Annotated in this window: 17 protein-coding genes; 9 read left to right on the top strand and 8 right to left on the bottom strand. The window is 36.3% G+C overall.

Translation table 11 applies throughout. The annotated features are described in order from the left end of the window. Positions 1 to 97: 97 nt before the first annotated feature. Positions 98 to 1,363: an MFS transporter gene (locus ABWU72_RS06810; protein ID WP_007548874.1), complete on the top strand. Its 1,266-nt coding sequence runs from the start codon at positions 98 to 100 to the stop codon at positions 1,361 to 1,363. A gap of 242 nt (positions 1,364 to 1,605) precedes the next feature. Here the strand turns inward: ABWU72_RS06810 and ABWU72_RS06800 are convergent, their stop codons facing one another. The 4 genes from ABWU72_RS06800 to secG form a co-directional block, all read right to left on the bottom strand. Continuing rightward, entirely contained in the window at positions 1,606 to 1,770 is a 165-nt protein-coding gene (locus ABWU72_RS06800; protein ID WP_213863513.1) for a hypothetical protein, read from the bottom strand. Positions 1,771 to 1,834: 64 nt separating this feature from the next. Further along, positions 1,835 to 2,245 carry a nucleoside deaminase gene (locus tag ABWU72_RS06795; protein WP_015588966.1) on the bottom strand — a complete coding sequence of 137 codons (411 nt, stop codon included), beginning with the start codon at positions 2,243 to 2,245 and terminating at the stop codon, positions 1,835 to 1,837. Positions 2,246 to 2,270: 25 nt separating this feature from the next. Beyond that, on the bottom strand, positions 2,271 to 3,875 hold the full coding sequence (locus ABWU72_RS06790; RefSeq protein ID WP_155968501.1) for a CTP synthase: 1,605 nt from the start codon (positions 3,873 to 3,875) through the stop codon (positions 2,271 to 2,273). After that, the gene (gene secG, locus ABWU72_RS06785) at positions 3,875 to 4,195 is read right to left on the bottom strand and encodes a preprotein translocase subunit SecG (protein WP_007548880.1); all 321 of its coding nucleotides are present in this window, start codon (positions 4,193 to 4,195) and stop codon (positions 3,875 to 3,877) included. The genes ABWU72_RS06790 and secG overlap by 1 nt, the downstream gene beginning before the upstream one ends. Before the next feature lie 144 nt (positions 4,196 to 4,339). Here secG and ABWU72_RS06780 point away from each other — a divergent pair, with 144 nt between their 5' ends. Next, entirely contained in the window at positions 4,340 to 4,855 is a 516-nt protein-coding gene (locus ABWU72_RS06780; RefSeq protein ID WP_155968499.1) for a gamma carbonic anhydrase family protein, read from the top strand. A 40-nt stretch (positions 4,856 to 4,895) separates the two neighbouring features. Here ABWU72_RS06780 and ABWU72_RS06775 read toward each other — a convergent pair whose 3' ends face one another. Both ABWU72_RS06775 and ABWU72_RS06770 read right to left on the bottom strand, forming a co-directional pair. Then, entirely contained in the window at positions 4,896 to 6,008 is a 1,113-nt protein-coding gene (locus ABWU72_RS06775; RefSeq protein WP_353283999.1) for a hypothetical protein, read from the bottom strand. 45 nt (positions 6,009 to 6,053) lie between these two features. Next, positions 6,054 to 6,287: a hypothetical protein gene (locus ABWU72_RS06770; protein WP_353283998.1), complete on the bottom strand. Its 234-nt coding sequence runs from the start codon at positions 6,285 to 6,287 to the stop codon at positions 6,054 to 6,056. Between the two features lie 251 nt (positions 6,288 to 6,538). On the opposite strand from ABWU72_RS06770, the gene ABWU72_RS06765 reads away from it, so the two are divergent. The 6 genes from ABWU72_RS06765 to ABWU72_RS06740 all read left to right on the top strand — a co-directional run bounded on the left by ABWU72_RS06765 (position 6,539) and on the right by ABWU72_RS06740 (position 15,660). Beyond that, complete coding sequence (locus ABWU72_RS06765) at positions 6,539 to 9,091, top strand: valine--tRNA ligase (protein WP_155968495.1); 2,553 nt, start codon at positions 6,539 to 6,541, stop codon at positions 9,089 to 9,091. A gap of 63 nt (positions 9,092 to 9,154) precedes the next feature. Then, complete coding sequence (locus ABWU72_RS06760) at positions 9,155 to 11,293, top strand: AAA family ATPase (protein ID WP_353283997.1); 2,139 nt, start codon at positions 9,155 to 9,157, stop codon at positions 11,291 to 11,293. Positions 11,294 to 11,464: 171 nt separating this feature from the next. Beyond that, entirely contained in the window at positions 11,465 to 12,583 is a 1,119-nt protein-coding gene (locus ABWU72_RS06755) for a hypothetical protein (RefSeq protein ID WP_341812684.1), read from the top strand. A gap of 166 nt (positions 12,584 to 12,749) precedes the next feature. Beyond that, positions 12,750 to 14,108, top strand: coding sequence for a hypothetical protein (locus tag ABWU72_RS06750; protein WP_353283996.1), 1,359 nt, complete (start codon positions 12,750 to 12,752; stop codon positions 14,106 to 14,108). Between the two features lie 30 nt (positions 14,109 to 14,138). Continuing rightward, on the top strand, positions 14,139 to 14,813 hold the full coding sequence (pyrF, locus tag ABWU72_RS06745) for an orotidine-5'-phosphate decarboxylase (RefSeq protein WP_213863516.1): 675 nt from the start codon (positions 14,139 to 14,141) through the stop codon (positions 14,811 to 14,813). A gap of 49 nt (positions 14,814 to 14,862) precedes the next feature. Continuing rightward, positions 14,863 to 15,660 (top strand): hypothetical protein, encoded by a 798-nt coding sequence (locus ABWU72_RS06740; protein ID WP_155968486.1) that lies wholly within the window; start codon positions 14,863 to 14,865, stop codon positions 15,658 to 15,660. 140 nt (positions 15,661 to 15,800) lie between these two features. Here ABWU72_RS06740 and ABWU72_RS06735 read toward each other — a convergent pair whose 3' ends face one another. Continuing rightward, positions 15,801 to 16,007 (bottom strand): hypothetical protein, encoded by a 207-nt coding sequence (locus ABWU72_RS06735; protein WP_213863517.1) that lies wholly within the window; start codon positions 16,005 to 16,007, stop codon positions 15,801 to 15,803. Position 16,008: 1 nt separating this feature from the next. After that, the gene (locus tag ABWU72_RS06730) at positions 16,009 to 16,155 is read right to left on the bottom strand and encodes a hypothetical protein (protein ID WP_213863518.1); all 147 of its coding nucleotides are present in this window, start codon (positions 16,153 to 16,155) and stop codon (positions 16,009 to 16,011) included. Between the two features lie 48 nt (positions 16,156 to 16,203). On the opposite strand from ABWU72_RS06730, the gene ABWU72_RS06725 reads away from it, so the two are divergent. Then, positions 16,204 to 17,403, top strand: coding sequence for a phage major capsid protein (locus ABWU72_RS06725; protein ID WP_265024347.1), 1,200 nt, complete (start codon positions 16,204 to 16,206; stop codon positions 17,401 to 17,403). Positions 17,404 to 17,682 lie beyond the last annotated feature (279 nt).

Genomic DNA, 17,682 nt, shown 5'->3' with positions numbered 1-17,682 from the left:
TCACACACCATAATAAAAAAGTCAACCCACACCTTAGGTTGCAAAATCCCAAAAAGCAGCCACAATGAAATAAGCAAACATTTACAAATTAAATTTAGTGCAAACAAGGGTGTTGATATCAGCTATTCTCTGCAGAATCGCAATATGGTATGACCATATGCTCTTTATCGATCTGGTTAACATAATTAGTAGAGAGTTTTGTTGTGCAAAAGATGTTTACAACAGAATACTGCAATTGTTTGGAATTGCAGGACTGGGTGCTATGGTAAGGCCACTTGGCGCATTCATATTTGGTCACATTGGTGACAGGTATGGAAGGAGAATGGCATTAACGATTGCTATCTTGCTAATATCGATTCCGTCTAGTCTCGTTGCGTTTATTCCAAGTTATAGCAAAATAGGTATAACTTCTACTATATTGCTTCTTGCAATCCATGTGACACAAGGGATTGCGCTTGGCGCTGAACAAGGAGGCAGTTCTGTTTATCTCATAGAGCATTTACCTAATAAGAAAAAACTAGGAATGTTTTTTGGAATAATAAGTTTTGGTCGCTCCATTGGTATCTTGCTCTCTGTGATTGTAGTGATCATCTGCAAAAAAAACACTGATTTTAACGCTTGGGGTTGGAGGTTGCCGTTTACTTTTTCATTTGTTTTGGGGTTAATCAGCGCATATAGTGTATACACATTAGGAGAAACTCCAGCATATGAAGAAAATCGAAAACAAAGGAATTTATCTGATTTGCCAATAATAGAGCTTATAAAACGCTACAAGAGAGCTCTGATACTTGCTATTTTAATATCTGTACCTGTTAATGTTGTTGTTGGATTTACCATATTTCTTCGAACAATTGCAAAAGAAATAGTGTCGGTTGAGACGTATGTAACAACATATGTCAATGAAATTGTGCTCATTATAACCAGTATATTAATGCCGGTATCTTCAATAGCGCTCGGAATGTTAGCTGATAAAGTAGGAAAAGAGCGCACTACAATCTTATTTACAGTGATCACAATGGTACTGTGTTGTCCTGTGTTATCTACTGCATACTACTATAAAAGTTATCTTATAATTATGCTTGGTGTAATGGCTCTTTCTATAATAGAAAGGGGTATAAATCCTATAGGAATAGTTGCTGCTGAACTTTTTCCTACCAATGTTAGATTTAGTGGAGTGAGTTTATCACGTAACATCTCTTATGCGTTACATGGAGGATTTACTCCTATGATATGCACTTGGTTTACTATAACATTTCCTCAAGTAAACTTTGCCGCTGGGCTTTATGTAGTCTTTTGCTTATTGGTCAGCCTGGTAGCAATATTGCAAATAAAACCGCAAGATAAGAAATTTGATTGGTCTTAGTTTTCTCCTATGTGATTTGATAGACCGGGAAAGGGTTTCATCTAAGTAGCTGACACCCTGACAACCGTCATCCCGCTGCTTGTTAGCGGGATCTAGAGATACCGTGACGGTATGACGTAGGACTGCTGTCATTCCAGTCTGGAATCAAGAGAAAAGGATGATGTCATCCCAGTGTCCCTGTAATGTCATTCCAGTGCTTGACACTGGAATCCAGCCTTTATTATGCAGCCACTTGGTTAAAATTAAGTCTTCTGGATCCAAGTAGTCAGGGCACTGGGATGACAAAGGAGGGCAGTGTCAGCTACTCGGATGACACCCTGCTGGTGGACAATGTTTGTATAGTTGTGCGTCACGCGCTGGAATGACGAATTACTTAACCGCCATACCGTCACGGTATCTCCTAGCATAGATCCCGCTAACAAGTAGCGGGATGACGATTTTGTATCGGAAAACAAGTAGCATGACGATTTATCAAATGTTCCTTAGTTTCTCAAAAAAATCCTTTAACAAAAAAGAGCATTCTGTTTCTAATATTCCACCATAAACTTCAGGTATATGGCTGCAAAATTGAAATATCTTAGCACCATTTTCAATTCCTCCACCTTTTGGATTATAAGCTCCAAAGTACAATCGTTTAATTCTGGCAAAGGAAATGGCTTGAGCACACATCGGACATGGTTCTAATGTTACGTACATATCAGCATCACAAAGCGTGGGAGTTGAAAATGCTTGTCTGATCGCTAACATCTCTGCATGTGCAGTTGGATCGCTGGATATATTGTGTGCAGAAGAAATGATATTGTCTCCACTCACTATTACAGCACCTATGGGCACCTCATCATTTTTTTGAGCGAGTTTGGCTTGCTCTATGGCAAGCTCCATATATTGATACTTAAACACTAGGCACTTATTTCTTATCAATTGCTGCTTTAACGAACGACACGAAAAGAGGATGAGGAGAAAACGGCTTTGATTGAAATTCTGGATGAAACTGCACACCAATAAACCACGGATGACTCTCTAACTCCACTGCCTCTATGCACGTTCCATCTTCTGATATGCCACTGCATAGCAGCCCATTTTTTTCCAAATCATCTTTATAATCTGAATTGATTATGTATCTATGCCTGTGTCTTTCTGAAATAGTAGTGTTACTATATGCATCCATCATTTTAGAGTTTGCATTTATATTACATTTGTATGCCCCAAGTCTCATGGTTCCACCAAGATCGTCATCTTGATCGCCAGCTAACTTAACGATTGGATGTTTACAGTTACGAAATTCTTCAGAGTGTACATCTTCAAGCTTAACAACATTACGAGCAAATTCAATAATTGCAAGCTGCATACCAAGGCAAATTCCGAAAAATGGGATATTATTTGTACGGGCATAATTTATTGCTAATATTTTACCCTCTACTCCGTCATCACCAAACCCCCCTGGAACAAGGATTGCATGAGAATTCTGTAATTTCTCTCCTATAAGTTTTTCATTTATAGGTTTTTCTTCCTTCTCTCTTGAGTTAACCCAATTTATCCTTACTTTGACTTTATTACTAATCGCACCATGATTTAATGCTTCAACTAGTGATTTATACGCATCAGGGAATTCGGTGTATTTTCCCACTATAGATACAGTAACTTCCTGTGTTGGGTGCCTTATGGAATGCACTATTTGATCCCATTCAGTCAAGCTTGGTTTTGGCTTACTTAAATGAAAGTGCTCCAAAATTTGCGTATCAAGCCCACATTGGCTATACAACACCGGTAACTCATATATATGACTCACATCAGGAGCAGGTATCACATTGGATAAAGAAACATTGCAAAGCTTAGCTATTTTCTCTCTTTGATTATCGAAAATTTCTTTCTCACTGCGGCATAATATAATATCTGGTTGTAACCCCGCGGAATTTAACTCTCGAACTGAATGCTGCGTTGGCTTTGTCTTTAATTCTTGCGCTGCGGTAAGATATGGTATTAAAGTTAAGTGAATAAGGATAACTCTTTGTTTTCCTAATGTGTAGTTAACTTGGCGTATAGCCTCCAAAAATGGTTGGCTTTCAATGTCACCTACAGTTCCACCTATTTCACATATTACAAAATCTAAACCTTCCGTACCATTAAAAATGAACGATTTGATCAAATCTGTTACATGAGGAATGACTTGCACAGTTTTGCCCAGATAATCACCACGCCTCTCTTTCTTCAATAACTCATGATATATCTTACCAGTTGTTATATTGTCATCTTTTGTTGCTTTAATTCCAGTAAAACGCTCATAATGCCCAAGATCCAAATCAGTTTCAGCACCATCTTCGGTAACAAATACCTCTCCGTGCTGAGTTGGGTTCATTGTCCCAGGATCAATGTTGAGATACGGGTCAAGTTTTCTGATACGGATCTTAAAACCGTGAGCTTGAAGAAGCGCACCAACACTCGAAGCAACTAAGCCTTTACCAAGCGATGACACAACTCCACCTGTGACAAAGATAAATTTAGCTTCCTTCATTAATTTTCAAATGGAACAGAAGTAGATTCACTTTCTTGCTTTTTTTCTAATATAATTTTTTCTGCGATCGATTTTTTATGTACGTCTTTTGAACATAATCCTGACAATAGCAATGTGTTTATAATAAACAATCCAGCAACAATAGCCGTTATTCTGCTGAGCGGGTTTTCAGAAGATTTCACCGGAATCATCGAATTGACCCCCTGTTGTGTATTACTAAAACCACTTAACGAACTACTTCCAGGCGGCTGCAAGAGCACTAAAATTACTAACACAACAACCAATATTATTTGAAATATACTTAATACCGCTACTGACATTATAGATAGGGCTGAAAATAAAAATTTTAGCAGTACAAAGCACGTAAGTCAAGAACATCTGTCACCCAAGTAGTTTGAAATCTAAGTATGTATTTACTGCCTACCTTATTTTGATTAACATATGCATAAGACTTTGGGCTTAATATGTATCACATTTTAAAATACAAAGATTATGAACCAAAAATAGACGAAAGTGCTTTCATCGCAGGTGGTTCGCATATCATAGGCAAGGTTGAAATAGGAAGAGATGCAAGCATCTGGTTTAATTGTGTGGTCAGAGGGGACGTTGGATCAATAAAAATAGGTAATGGAACAAATATTCAAGATGGAACGGTAATTCATGTGGATAGAAACCCAGGTGGTGACACAATTATTGGCAGCATGGTAACAGTGGGACATTTTTGTGTGTTGCACGCATGCACGGTGCATGATAAGGCGTTTATTGGTATGGGCTCTACCGTGATGGACCATGCAGTTGTGGAGCCTGAAGCTATGGTAGCTGCTGGCTCACTGGTAACACACGGAAAAGTGATAAAAAGTGGAGAAATATGGGCTGGTAGGCCAGCAAAGTTCTTCAAAAAGATGTCGAATGAAGAAATTAAACATATTACACAATCAGCACAAAATTATATTATGCTAATGAAGGAATACAAAAACTGAAGTTCGCGTCAAGTGTTTTACTTGACACGTACGTCTCAGCTCAACAAATTGTGTCAAGCTGCCTTGTTTTTCCCCCACTTACTCCTTGCACTTCCGCTCCATTCACTTGAGTACTAGGTAATGCTGCATATGTAATACTACCAACTGCGAGTGTAGATACTACTGCTATACCAACCATTACCCAAATATCTAATCTCACTGTACGTTCAAGTGCAGTAAATGCTATCAGTCCAGCAGCAAGACCCATACCAACAGTAGCAGTGTACCGTGCTCCATTGCCTTGTTTTGGTTGCTCAGTTGTTTTGTTTTTAGCTTCTAATTCTTTTATCTTATCCTCTTTATCTTTTAACTGAGCAGCATCTGGTCGGTTGCTTAACTGTGCTTCTAAATCTTTTATTTTATTTGTTAGTGTTGTTTTTTCACCCTCTAACTTCGTAACAGCAGCATCTGGTTGAGCTTTTAATGCTGTTATTTCATTCTCTTTCTCTGTTAACTTTTGCTGTAACGCCACAGCATCTAATGCTTCCAATTCTGTTATTTTAGCATTTTTCTCTTCTAACTGCTGCTGTAACGCTGTAGAATCTATTGCCTTTAGTTTTTCCACTTCAGCTTCTAAGTCTTGTTTTTCCTTCTCTAGCTGCACAATAAGTGCTTCATTTACTTTATGTTTTAATCCCGACATTACTATACCTGATGCAGAGAATTCTTCCATTTTTCCTTCGAGCTCATTAATACCTTGATCACCTTCAAATTTTAAACTCTTAATATCAGTTAGTGTGCCCATTTTCTCTTCTAATCCTGCCTTACTTGTATTAGCTAATGTGCTCATTTTATCTTGTATTCCCTTCTCTAGCCCATCAATAATATCACTGTGTAATGCTTTCAATGGATTCATTTTTGCTGCTATTGCTTCTTGCAAATTATCACCTACTTTTATTTCTTGCGGCTGAACTTGCTCCTTTAGGCATTTTGCTTTCCCCTTAAAATTCTCTTCAAGATCTAATCCTTTTATTATATCTTCTAATGTTTCTACTGCATTCTGTAAGTTTCCAAGATGATTTTGATACTCATTTATTTTTGGATGTTTAAGCAACTCTATTCTTTCTTCTTCAAGTTCTGTTTTTCCGTCAGTAAAACCAAGCTTAGCTTTCATTTCTTCTATTACACTTGTAGATTGTTTATCACTCTCATTTTTAACTTAATCTATGAAAAACTTACCATCTTTGCCACTAGTAGCAACACATGTTACTTCTTTATCATCTTCTAATTCTAAGCAAAAGCTTGCATAATGCCCTTCAATTACTTTGCCATTCTGATCTATATTTTTATACTCTTTAAATTTTTCACGATCGTTTTCTGGAATGATAAGCTGTATTTTCTGACCACCTTCTTCACCAACTAACTTTATTTCACCATTAATCTCTACTGACATATTAAACCTCAATATATACTATAAACGTTACATAATACCCTTAGAACCTAAGGTCAAGTAATATTTTTATCATAGCATAGAAAATTTATGTTCGTAAACAAAAAATTTTGGCGTAAAATTGCCGTAATTGTGCTATAGCTAAAGTAATTTAGGTTTACCGACCATCGTCATTCCGCTGCTTGTTAGCGGGATCTAGAGATACCGCGGCGGTATAACGTTGCTAGCTTAAGGTTTAAAATTGAGAAATATTTATGTTAAAAGAAAAATACGGCTTTAAAGAAGTTGAAGACAAATGCAACATATTATGGGAAGGCAGTAAAGTTTATAAATGGAATGGTGAAAAGGATAACACTTTCACTATAGACACACCTCCACCGACAATATCGGGTAAATTGCATATTGGCCATATATTTAGCTATTGCCACACGGACTTTATTGCAAGGTTTCAACGCATGCTGGGAAAAGATGTTTTCTATCCGATTGGGTTTGATGATAACGGGCTTCCCACCGAAAGATTGGTTGAACAAACCTATAAAACCCGTGCAAAAGAAGTTGGCAGAGAAAAATTTATAGAGATGTGCCATGAGGTTATTGAGAAATCAAAGCAAGAATTCAAGGAATTATTTAAATCAGTTGGCATTAGTTATGACTGGGATTTGGAATATCACACGATCAGCAAGGAAACTGTGACGCTTTCACAGATGTCGTTTATTGATCTATATAATAAAGGGTATGCATATAGAAAAATGCAGCCCATCCTTTGGGACCCGGTTGATAAAACAGCAATTGCGCAAGCAGAAATAGAAGATAAAGTTTTTGAGTCATCCTTAAACACGATAGTTTTCTCTACTCAAGAAAATGAGCAGATCAATATTGCGACTACGCGACCTGAACTACTTCCAGCATGCGTTGCAGTTTTTTGTCATCCAGAGGATGCGCGCTACACTCATCTGATCGGAAAAACAGCCATAGTGCCAATAACAAAGGAAAAAGTTCCAATCATAGCAGATGATAAGGTTAAAATAGATAAAGGCACTGGGCTTGTTATGTGTTGTACATTCGGTGATGAACTCGACATATATTGGCAGCAAAAGCATAATCTACCGATGAAAATTATCATCGATCAGGATGGAAGGATGGACCTAGATGATGTCATTCCAGTGCTTGACACTGGAATCCAGGAAAAAGAGCCAATGCCAGCGATGACAGAGGAAGATATCATGTCAGCGTATGGTCAGAAAAAAGAAGAATGGATCCCAGTGTCAGCTACTCGGATGACAGACGATATACTAAATGAAATAAATGGATTGAAAGTTACAGCAGCAAGAAAGCGGATAATCGAAATCCTAACTGAAAAAGGACTTTTGGTAGAAAGCACTAACATTTCTCATTCTGTTAAGTGTGCAGAAAGATCTGGTGCACCACTTGAGATATTGCCTACTTATCAATGGTTTATCAAGACCTTAGAGCAAAAAGCTCAAGTATTAGATAAAGTAAAAGAATGCAATTGGTATCCAAGCAATATGCGTAAACGCATGGAAGTGTGGATAGAAGGGCTAAATTGGGACTGGTGCATCTCAAGGCAGCGCTATTTTGGTGTGCCATTTCCAGCATGGTATTCCAAACGTAAGGGAGAAGAAGGTAAAATTATTCTAGCTGAAGTAAAGGACCTGCCTATAGATCCATTGAAAGATTTGCCAAAAGGGTATAGCAAAGAAGAGGTTATCCCAGATCAAGATGTAATGGATACCTGGGCCACAAGTTCAATTACTCCTCAACTAAGTGCACTAGCAGTAAACAGTGAGTTTAGCTTACCAAATCATCGCTATGATACGATATTTCCTGCAGATCTGCGCAGCCAGAGCCATGAGATAATAAGAACTTGGGCTTTTTATACTATTTTAAAGGCACATTATCATGCAAATTCTTTACCTTGGAAAAACATTATGATCAGCGGTTGGTGTTTAGCAGATGATAAGAAAAAGATGAGTAAATCAAAGGGTAACATCATTACTCCTCATGTAATACTTGAAACTTATGGAGCTGATGTAGTGCGCTATTGGGCAGCGAACTCAAGGCTTGGAGTTGATACAGTCTACTCTGAAAATACATTCAAAATTGGCAAGCGCCTCGTTACAAAACTTTGGAACGCTAGCAAGTTCGTTTCCATGTTCATGGAAAAGCATCAAGTGATGAGCATAAATTCTGCTCACGAGACAATGGATAAGTGGATATTGTCTAAGTTATACAAAGTTATAGAAAGAGCAACGAACAACCTATTACAATTTGAATACTGCGAAGCTTTGGGCGTAATAGAGGAATTTTTTTGGAAGGATTTTTGTGATAGTTACTTGGAGTTAGTAAAAAAACGTGCGTACGGAAGCAGTTTAAGTGCAAAACAAAGCTTGGCGTATGTACTGAATATTATTTTGCGGTTATTTGCACCTTTCTTGCCTTACATTACAGAAGAGATATACCACCAATTGTATAGTTATAATTCTGTACACAATAAAAGCAATTGGCCGAGCAAAGAAGAACTTATCTACGATAAATATTCAGAGGAAATGGGAGATAATGTTATTCAGATATTAAACATTATCAGAAAGATAAAGGCAGATAATAATGTATCAGTTAAGCATCTGATAAAAAAGTTGATGATAAAAGCAGATCTACGAGAGGATAAATTGAATCAATCTGCACAGGATGATTTGCAGGCAGTTTGCAATGCGGAAACGATAGAGTGGATGCAGTCTGAGCTTGAAACTGAAGACGGAAAATACATAGTGAATATAGACTTATACTGATTTTTATAGCTTTACTTCCTTTAATATCCATGCTATTGTAATCATTATTAGTATGAGGGAATAATGAGGGATTTGTATAGTAAAACCAATGCACCATATCTTATAGCTGGTGCTCTTGCTACTTTGGTATTGCTTGCGTCTGGGACACTTGCTGTTGCTCCTTATGTTGCATTCTTATCTCCAATTGCAGCCTTTAATGTAGCTCTTCCTGTTGCCTTGAGTTTATCTATACTATCTACTTTGATACTCGCACTTTCATGCAAGATGATTAGTCGAAATAAAAAATTAGCTGCTCAAGGAGCGGAGCTTAATGAAAAAACTGAATTAGCTGCAGAGCAAGAAAATACAATACAAAGCTTAGAACCTCAAATCAAAGGGCTAAATAAGAAAGTTAGTGATCTCGAAACAAAATTAGATGAAATTTCAAGGCAAGCTAATGGTGCTGCAACAAAAGATGAAGTGGAAGAGCTAAAGGCAAAGATTGCTAGTGCTGCAACACAAGAAGAGATAAATAAGCTTAGTAATGAAGTGAAAGAGCTAGGGACAAGCGCTGCAACAAAAGAAGGGCTAAATAAGAAAGTTAGTGATCTCGAAACAAAATTAGATGAAATTTCAAGGCAAGCTAATGGTGCTGCAACAAAAGATGAAGTGGAAGAGCTAAAGGTAAAGATTGCTAGTGTTGCAACAAAAGAGGAGCTAAATAAGCTTAACAATGAAGTGAAAGAGCTAGGGACAAGCGCTGCAACAAAAGAAGAGCTAAAGGCAGGGCTTAATGGTACTGCAACAAAAGATGAAGTTAAACAGCTAAGAGGAGAGTTTGCTAATGCTGCAACAAAAGATGAAGTTGAACAGCTAAGAGGAGAGTTTGCTAGTGCTGCAACAAAAGAAGAGCTAAAGGCAGGGCTTAATGGTGCTGCAAAAGATGAAGTGAAAAAGTTAATAGAAGATGCAGTGGAAGAGCTAAAGAAAGAGCTAAAGGCAGGGCTTAATGGTGCTGCAAAAGATGAAGTGAAAAAGTTAATAGAAGATGCAGTGGAAAAGCTAAAGAAAGAGCTAGAGGCAGGGCTTAATGGTGCTGCAAAAGATGAAGTGAAAAAGTTAATAGAAGATGCAGTGGAAGAGCTAGAGGTAAAGATTGGTAATGCTGCAACAAAAGATGAAGTGAAAAAGTTAATAGAAGATGCAGTGGAAAAGCTAAAGAAAGAGCTAATGGCAGGGCTTAATGGTGCTGCAAAAGATGAAGTGAAAAAGTTAATAGAAGATGCAGTGGAAGAAAGGCTTAGTAGTCTCATAAAGGAAGTTGAAGTAAAAGAAGAGCTGCAGATGAAGTTTTATGAAAAAGGTAAAAAAAGATATAAGACAACATTTGATGATGTTATACTTCCAAATGGTAAGAAACAAAAGCTGAAAGAGATTTATGAATCACAAAAAGAATCAGATGCGGCTCTAAAAAAAGGAGAAGGATACATTTTGCATGGTCTACCAGGAACTGGTAAGACTATGATTGCTAAGGCAATTGCGAGTGAAACTAAAGATACATCTGCATTTATAAGTGTTTCTGGTTCTAGTTTGTTTAATATAAAAAATATAAATGATCTTTTTAAAAAAGCAGAAGAAAACGCTCCTTGTATAGTTTTTATAGATGAAATTGAAGGCTTTGGCAAAGCGTATAGTTCTGATGATAATATACGATATTTAAAACATTTCTTAACTAAAATTGATGGCTCTGACCATGTAAAAGGTGTGACGGTGATTGCTGCAACTAATCATATAGGTATTTTAGATAAGGCACTTGTTAGGGGAGGTCGTTTATGCAATCACATTGAGATTCCTACATTAGGTACAGATACGCGTAAAAAAATAATCAACGAGTATTGTCAGAAGGAAAATTTGCAAAGTATCGCTCATACAATTTTAAACAATACTAGTGAGGATTTTTCACCAGCAAATCTGATTAGTTTATTAAAGGAAATAGAAGGTTGTGCAAGTAAAGTACGTGACAAGACTAAGACTGCGGCTATTTGTCGAAGTTTTAAGAGGACTCATAATATTAAAAAGGTGTCGAATAAGCAGACTAACAGGAAAATTGAAAATTCTATAGGAGAATCACAGCAATACACATCCAGACCATCACATAAGCTGAATGACGCTTTATGTGATTCTGGATATACCAGTATATGTTCTACCCTGATCAATAGCTAACTAGACATTATAAGTACAATGGTACACTCGATACACAAGGTCTAAGTCATTTTTTAGCTAGCAGACTGAAGATGGGAAGTTTGTTGTAGGTGCAGCACTATAATTCCTCCACAGATAAGAGAATTTTAATAAATATATACAAGACTGCTGAACGTGGGGGGGAGGGGAGTAATGAGCAATTTGCTTAGTGAGGCTAATGCATTTTATTTTGTAGCTAGTTCCTTAGCTACTCTTACGTTACTTACATCTTTAGCGCTTATTGTAACTTCTAATGTGCCTCTTCCTCTAATTCTTGCTTTAGCTACATTATCTATTTTGGTGCTTGCACTTTCATGTAAAATAATTAGTAATAATGTAGAATTGGAAGCAAAAGTAAAAGGTCAGTTAGAACATAAGGAGGAGATGCTTTCTCTTGAACACCAAGAGTTACGTGATGAAAATACAAGATTGAATGAAAGAGTGGATTCTTTAATGGAGGAATTGTGTCAATGCAAATTAGAAAGTGAAAAGAATAAGTTATGTTTAAAGTCAGAATATGAAGATGAGTTACGCTTAAGATTGGAATATGAAGATGAATTAAACTTGGAATTAGAACATAAAAGTAGGGAAGCTTCTTCTCTGCGTACTCAATTAACTATGTTAAGAAAAAAAGTAGAAGTAGAAGAAGTAAAACAATTAAAAACTTTAGAATCGGAAGAACAACATGAGAGCTCAGAAAGCGACATAGAAGAATTAGAGAAGAAGTTATGCCAGTCGGAAAAGGAAAAGAAAGAATTAGAAGGTAAAGTTAGTGATGAACGTCAAAAGCGCACTGATCTTGAAAGTAAAGTTGATAAATTGTGTACAAAGGAGAAAGAGTACTTATCTAAAATTAAGGAGCTGGAAAAGGAGTCATTATCTTTACAAAAAGAAGAGAAAGAATCTGATAACACATTAACAACAGTGAATGATGATCGCGATAATAAGGTGAAAGAATTAAACAGTTCACTTTTGAAGCAATCCTCTCAAATAGAACAACTTCAAAAAGCTTTATTGGAAAAGAAAAAAGAAGAAGTGCTTTTTTTGCAACGGATGATAGAATATGTAACAGATGAGGTAGAAAAATTAGTAAGGGAAAATGAAGTGATCAGAGATGATGATAAAAAAGTAATATTACAAGTGATTCAAGCAACAAAGTCTGTGTTAGTAGAAGAAGCTGCACAATATTTGCCAGGCGAAACGTCTGTTCCTTCATTTGTGGAAGATCCTGGATATACCAGTGGATGTTCTACCCCGATCAATAGCCACTAGACATTTTGAGTACAGTTGTACACTGGATACATAAAACCTTAGCCATTTTTAGCTAGTAGACTGAAAAAGGAAAGTTTGTTGTAGGTGCAGCACTATAATTCCTCCACAGATAAGAGAATTTTAATAAATATATACAAGACTGCTGAACGTGGGGGGGAGGGGAGTAATGAGCAATTTGCTTAGTGAGGCTAATGCATTTTATTTTGTAGCTAGTTCCTTAGCTACTCTTACGTTACTTACATCTTTAGCGCTTATTGTAACTTCTAATGTGCCTCTTCCTCTAATTCTTGCTTTAGCTACATTATCTATTTTGGTGCTTGCACTTTCGTATAAAATAATTAGTAATAATAAAAAAATAGAGGTTGAGAGAAATAAATTCGCTCAGAAAGAGCAAGAGTTAGAAAATAAAATAACTCTGGAAAAAGAAGCTGAAGAAGATGCAAACAAAGAAGTGAAGAATCAATTACATGAATTAACTAGAGAGAAGCAAAATTTAGACAAGAGAGCAAAAAGATTGGATCAGAAAGTAAATGAGTCAGAAGTTGAGAGAGAATCTCTTCTTGAAGAAAAAAAATCTTTAGAGAAAAAATTAGAAACAGCAAAGAATCGTACGTTTGAAATAGACAATGAATTGGACAAAACAAAAGAGGAAATAGATAAGCTTGTTGCACGAGAAGAAGAATTACATCTTAAAATCTCGTGTTTACGTGAACAGTTACAAGAAAAAGAAGAACGTATAACAGAATTGAAAGGGAAAATAGACAATAATCAATGCAAAGAATTAGAAAATAAAAAATTGAATGAGGAAGTAGAAAAATTACGTAAAGAAATAAGGGAGTTATACGAGAAAGAAGACAAATTTTATAAAGAAAGAGATATATTACGTAAGAAAGAAGACATATTTTATAAAGAAAGAGATATATTATATGAGGAAGAAAAAAAGTTGCATACAAAATTAGATGACCTAAAATGTGAAATCAGAAAAATCAATAAAGAAAAGGAAAATTTATCTAAAAAATTGGAAAAGAAATTTGACGAGTTAGATGAAGCAAATGGTTTAATTGAAAATCAGTCTTTTGAGTTAGACGGAATAAGAAAAGATTGTAACAATGAGGTAAAAGGTTTAAAAAATTTACTTTTAGAGCGAGACAGTCAAATAGAACAACTTGAAGAAGATTTGTTGAGAAATGCAGAAGAGAAAAAGGGTTATTTACCGGAAATGTTAGAATCTGTGGTAGACAAGGTAGAAAAATTGGTAAACAATAATGAAGCGATCGGAGATCGTAGTAGAAAAATAATATTACAGGAGACTCAAAAAATAAAGTTTATATTGAAGGAAATTATGCAATTCACGCTAGGTGAAGATTCTAGATGTGAATCACCATCAGAGGAAACGTTTGATTGTTTACTGGAGGATCTTGGATATGCAAGTCGCTCATCCACTCCGATCAAATTGCCAAATTCACTATTGACAGAATCTTATGAACGTAATCAGAGTGAAAGTATTTGCAAAACACAACAATGAGTCTTATTATAAGATAAATCATGCAAGATAATGAACCCAATAATATGCGCACTGGATACACAAGACTTAAATAAGGCTATTTCTCTAGCTAATGCTCTGCGTGGTAAAGTTGGCATGGTAAAGCTGGGATTAGAATTTTTTGCTGCTCAAGGTCTTTCTGGAGTGCAAGAAGTTGCAAAATGCAATGTACCAATTTTTTTAGATCTGAAATTGCATGACATTCCAAACACTGTAGCCAAAACAGTTGAAGTAATAAAAGTTCTGAACATTGAAATGTTAACTCTGCACATCAGCGGTGGAACAAAAATGCTTGAAGAAGCGCTAAGTGTAGTGCAAGGCACAAAAATAAAGCTGATTGGAGTGACAGTGCTAACTAGTATGAGCAATGAGGATTTAAACGAGCTTGGAGTAGCAAGAGAGGCAAAATCACAGGTAATTTTGCTTGCAAAGCTTGCAAAAAAGATTGGACTCCATGGAATAGTCTGTTCTGCACTAGAAGCTCAAGAAGTGCGCCGAGAGTGCGGTGAAGACTTTAAAATTATTACTCCAGGAATTCGTATAGATCCAGGTCATGACGACCAAAAAAGAACAGCAACACCAAAAGAAGCAATAAATTCAGGAGCTGATTATATCGTCATTGGCAGACCCATTACAAAAACTACAAGTAGTGCGGAGCTAATATTGAAATCCATGAAAGAATTTTAATATAATAACTTAATTTATAAAAATACTAACATATTAATTAGGAATAAGCATGAGTAATATCAATAGAATAATACGCGAAGTAATCAAGGAATTCCGCTCAAAATTACCAGATAAGGAAATAGAGGAATATTCTGGCAAATTGAATAAGCTACATATCTACCAGTGCAATAAGCATATAATAGAAAATAAGAAGCTATATCATTATACAATAAATGGGAAAACCCATGCTATGGGTCAGCATGGGCATAATTTTGTCAAGAGTTTAGAAGTTATCTTGAGGAATAAGCCACAAATTTCCTTAGAAGAGGTAATTGATTTTATGGAAAAAATAATTAATTTTGGTATTGATAGTTGTTATGGAGCATTTGAGATGATATTTGAATCTCGCTCTGGTGTTACAATAGATGATGCAGTTAATTTTGTAAAAGATAGCTTATCTAGTAAATTTTATAGATTCCATGGCAGTGGGATTTTCAAAGTAATATTAGAACTTAATCCAGAGAGCTCTCTTGAAGAGATAGAGAAACAATTTAGCAAAGTAGTAGATCCTTACTTTCTTAATGCTTGGAGTCGAGAAAGTGAAAGGGCTTTTGCTAAGATATGTAGGTTATGTAGAGAAGGACATGTGGAGAATATGCAGAAATTTGATTTTAGCAATTTTAATTTAGATCAAGATAGTGCTGGAGCATTAAGAGCACTGTTACAGTATTGTGTTGACGTTTCTAATCAAAAAGCTTTAGGTGATTCACATGAATTGCATAGAGAAGAGATGGAGGGGATATATAAATTTGATGATAATTACGATTTAAATTTAGATAGTGATCATAATGATAGTATCTGGCATTGAAATTATACTACAATAATAAAATAACTGGATAAAAATTATCACCAAAAAAATTCAAAAAAGTGCTTGACATAAAAGAACGAACATTATATAGTGTTGTTATCTTTTATTTTACCTCGCTTAATTTAATTACTGGATTAAGCTTACAGTACTAAGCGTGGCACAAAGTGCCACGCTATTTTTCGGTTTACATTTTCAACAGATAAACAAATGATATCATGCCAGTGCCTGGGCACATAACTGTACGAACATTTATTTTTGAAGACAACAGATGATGTCATTCCAGTGCTTGACACTGGCTTTCGCACAATTCCATCAAAAACGTTGTAAAGCGCTTTCGTGTTTACCAACTTAGTGCCCAATCTGGATCCCAGACTGGGATGACAAGAAAGGGAGCACTGGGATGACATCATCCTTTTTTTGGGATTCCAGTGCAGCTACTTGCATCTGCCACCTGCAATGTTCGTACAGATGTAGGGAAACATCTATGAGTACCATTCCTATTACCTTATTTCCATTTTCATTTCATTTTCAAAGGAGGCTATTATGTCACTCACCGATATCGCTCACCGTATCAATGAACTCGCTTCATCATGGGAGCAATTTAAATTAATAAATGATCGCAAACTAAAAGAAATTGAAAGCAAAGGGCGTGCTGATTCTGCAACAATTGAGCAGCTATGCAAGGTAAATAATGCCATTGATAGTTGCAAAGAGCGTTTAGACTTGATCGAAACTGCAGCTCAACGTCCAGAAGTAAATACAGATTTTAGCACAAGCGATAAATATTTTTCTGATTATATCCGCAAGGGAATGGAAAGCGGTTTATCACACAAAACCCTCAGTGGAGATAACAGTGATATCGGGGGGTATCTAGTTACTCCGCATATTGTAAAACGCATAAACAAGCGCGTAACTGATTCGTCCCCAATGCGACAAATATGCTCCAGTCAAAGAATCTCTACTGAAACATTGGATTACATTATAGAAGATTTTGACCGCGCCGGTGCAGGTTGGAGCAGTGAAACAGTAGATGATGAGGATGGTGGCAATAAGTCTAAGTATGATTTTGCAAAAGATACGGACACGCCCAAAATCCAAAAGATTTCCGTCACAACTTACGAGTTATATGCTCAACCACAAATATCACAAAAGTTACTCGATGATGCGTTTGTCGATGTTGAGAGTTGGCTGGTGGAAAAGATTGCCGAGACTTTTAGTAAGGAAGAAAGCGAAGCCTTCATTAAGGGTGAGGGCACTTTTCAACCAAAAGGAATTTTAGCTTATGAAAATGGAAACAGTTATAATAAAATAGAGCAAGTTAAAACTGAAAAATTAGATAGTGATTCAATAATGATGTTGTATTACTCTCTGGATGAATATTATTCCAAAAATGCATCATTTTTGATGAACAGGAGTACGTTGAAGGACATTAGGCTGCTAAAATCTCAAACAGGTCAATATCTTTGGCAACCAAGTTTGTCGCTTGAAGCTCCAGATACCTTAATGGGAGTGCCAGTATACCAGTCTGCCGATATGCCACCAGTGCCAAACAATCAGCTACCAGTAATTGCGATGGCAGATTTTAAACAAGCTTATAAGATTGTAGATAACAGAGGAATGAGAATATTAAGAGACCCTTATACGAATAAACCTTATGTGAGGTTTTTTGTCACTAAGCGTGTCGGCGGAGAGGTTGTAAACACCAGTGCTATTAAATTGTTGAAAGTTGCGAGCAAGTACTAAAAACTTCCGCAGCATCATCTTTATAGCTGATCAAAGCAACACGTCATACCGCGATTCATTCCATAACTGTACGAACATTGTGATTTTGGCCCATCAGGAGGGTGTCATCCCAGTGCTTGACACATATAGCTAAACTGACTTAGATTTACCGACAGTTTGAAAAACAAAAATTCGTCATTCCGCTACTTGTTAGCGGAATCTATGCTGAGATATCGCGGCGGTATGACGTAGGAAAACCTTTCTTGGGTTAGCTATAGTTTGCTATATTATGTGATTTTA

Source organism: Wolbachia endosymbiont (group A) of Lypha dubia, from assembly GCF_964028575.1.
In the GTDB taxonomy this organism is placed as follows: Bacteria; Pseudomonadota; Alphaproteobacteria; order Rickettsiales; family Anaplasmataceae; genus Wolbachia; species Wolbachia pipientis.
Note: the sequence above shows the minus strand (reverse complement) of the source record. Positions and strands in the feature narration are given on the sequence as shown.

Coding starts and splice junctions, on each gene's coding strand:
- ABWU72_RS06740 (WP_155968486.1), top strand. CDS start 14,863: ATGAGTAATATCAATAGAATAATACGCGAAGTAATCAAGGAATTCCGC.
- pyrF (WP_213863516.1), top strand. CDS start 14,139: ATGAACCCAATAATATGCGCACTGGATACACAAGACTTAAATAAGGCT.
- ABWU72_RS06750 (WP_353283996.1), top strand. CDS start 12,750: ATGAGCAATTTGCTTAGTGAGGCTAATGCATTTTATTTTGTAGCTAGT.
- ABWU72_RS06765 (WP_155968495.1), top strand. CDS start 6,539: ATGTTAAAAGAAAAATACGGCTTTAAAGAAGTTGAAGACAAATGCAAC.
- ABWU72_RS06770 (WP_353283998.1), bottom strand. CDS start 6,287: ATGTCAGTAGAGATTAATGGTGAAATAAAGTTAGTTGGTGAAGAAGGT.
- ABWU72_RS06725 (WP_265024347.1), top strand. CDS start 16,204: ATGTCACTCACCGATATCGCTCACCGTATCAATGAACTCGCTTCATCA.
- ABWU72_RS06795 (WP_015588966.1), bottom strand. CDS start 2,245: ATGGAGCTTGCCATAGAGCAAGCCAAACTCGCTCAAAAAAATGATGAG.
- ABWU72_RS06790 (WP_155968501.1), bottom strand. CDS start 3,875: ATGAAGGAAGCTAAATTTATCTTTGTCACAGGTGGAGTTGTGTCATCG.
- ABWU72_RS06800 (WP_213863513.1), bottom strand. CDS start 1,770: ATGCTAGGAGATACCGTGACGGTATGGCGGTTAAGTAATTCGTCATTC.
- ABWU72_RS06775 (WP_353283999.1), bottom strand. CDS start 6,008: ATGAAAGCTAAGCTTGGTTTTACTGACGGAAAAACAGAACTTGAAGAA.
- ABWU72_RS06730 (WP_213863518.1), bottom strand. CDS start 16,155: ATGGTACTCATAGATGTTTCCCTACATCTGTACGAACATTGCAGGTGG.
- secG (WP_007548880.1), bottom strand. CDS start 4,195: ATGTCAGTAGCGGTATTAAGTATATTTCAAATAATATTGGTTGTTGTG.
- ABWU72_RS06780 (WP_155968499.1), top strand. CDS start 4,340: ATGTATCACATTTTAAAATACAAAGATTATGAACCAAAAATAGACGAA.
- ABWU72_RS06755 (WP_341812684.1), top strand. CDS start 11,465: ATGAGCAATTTGCTTAGTGAGGCTAATGCATTTTATTTTGTAGCTAGT.
- ABWU72_RS06760 (WP_353283997.1), top strand. CDS start 9,155: ATGAGGGATTTGTATAGTAAAACCAATGCACCATATCTTATAGCTGGT.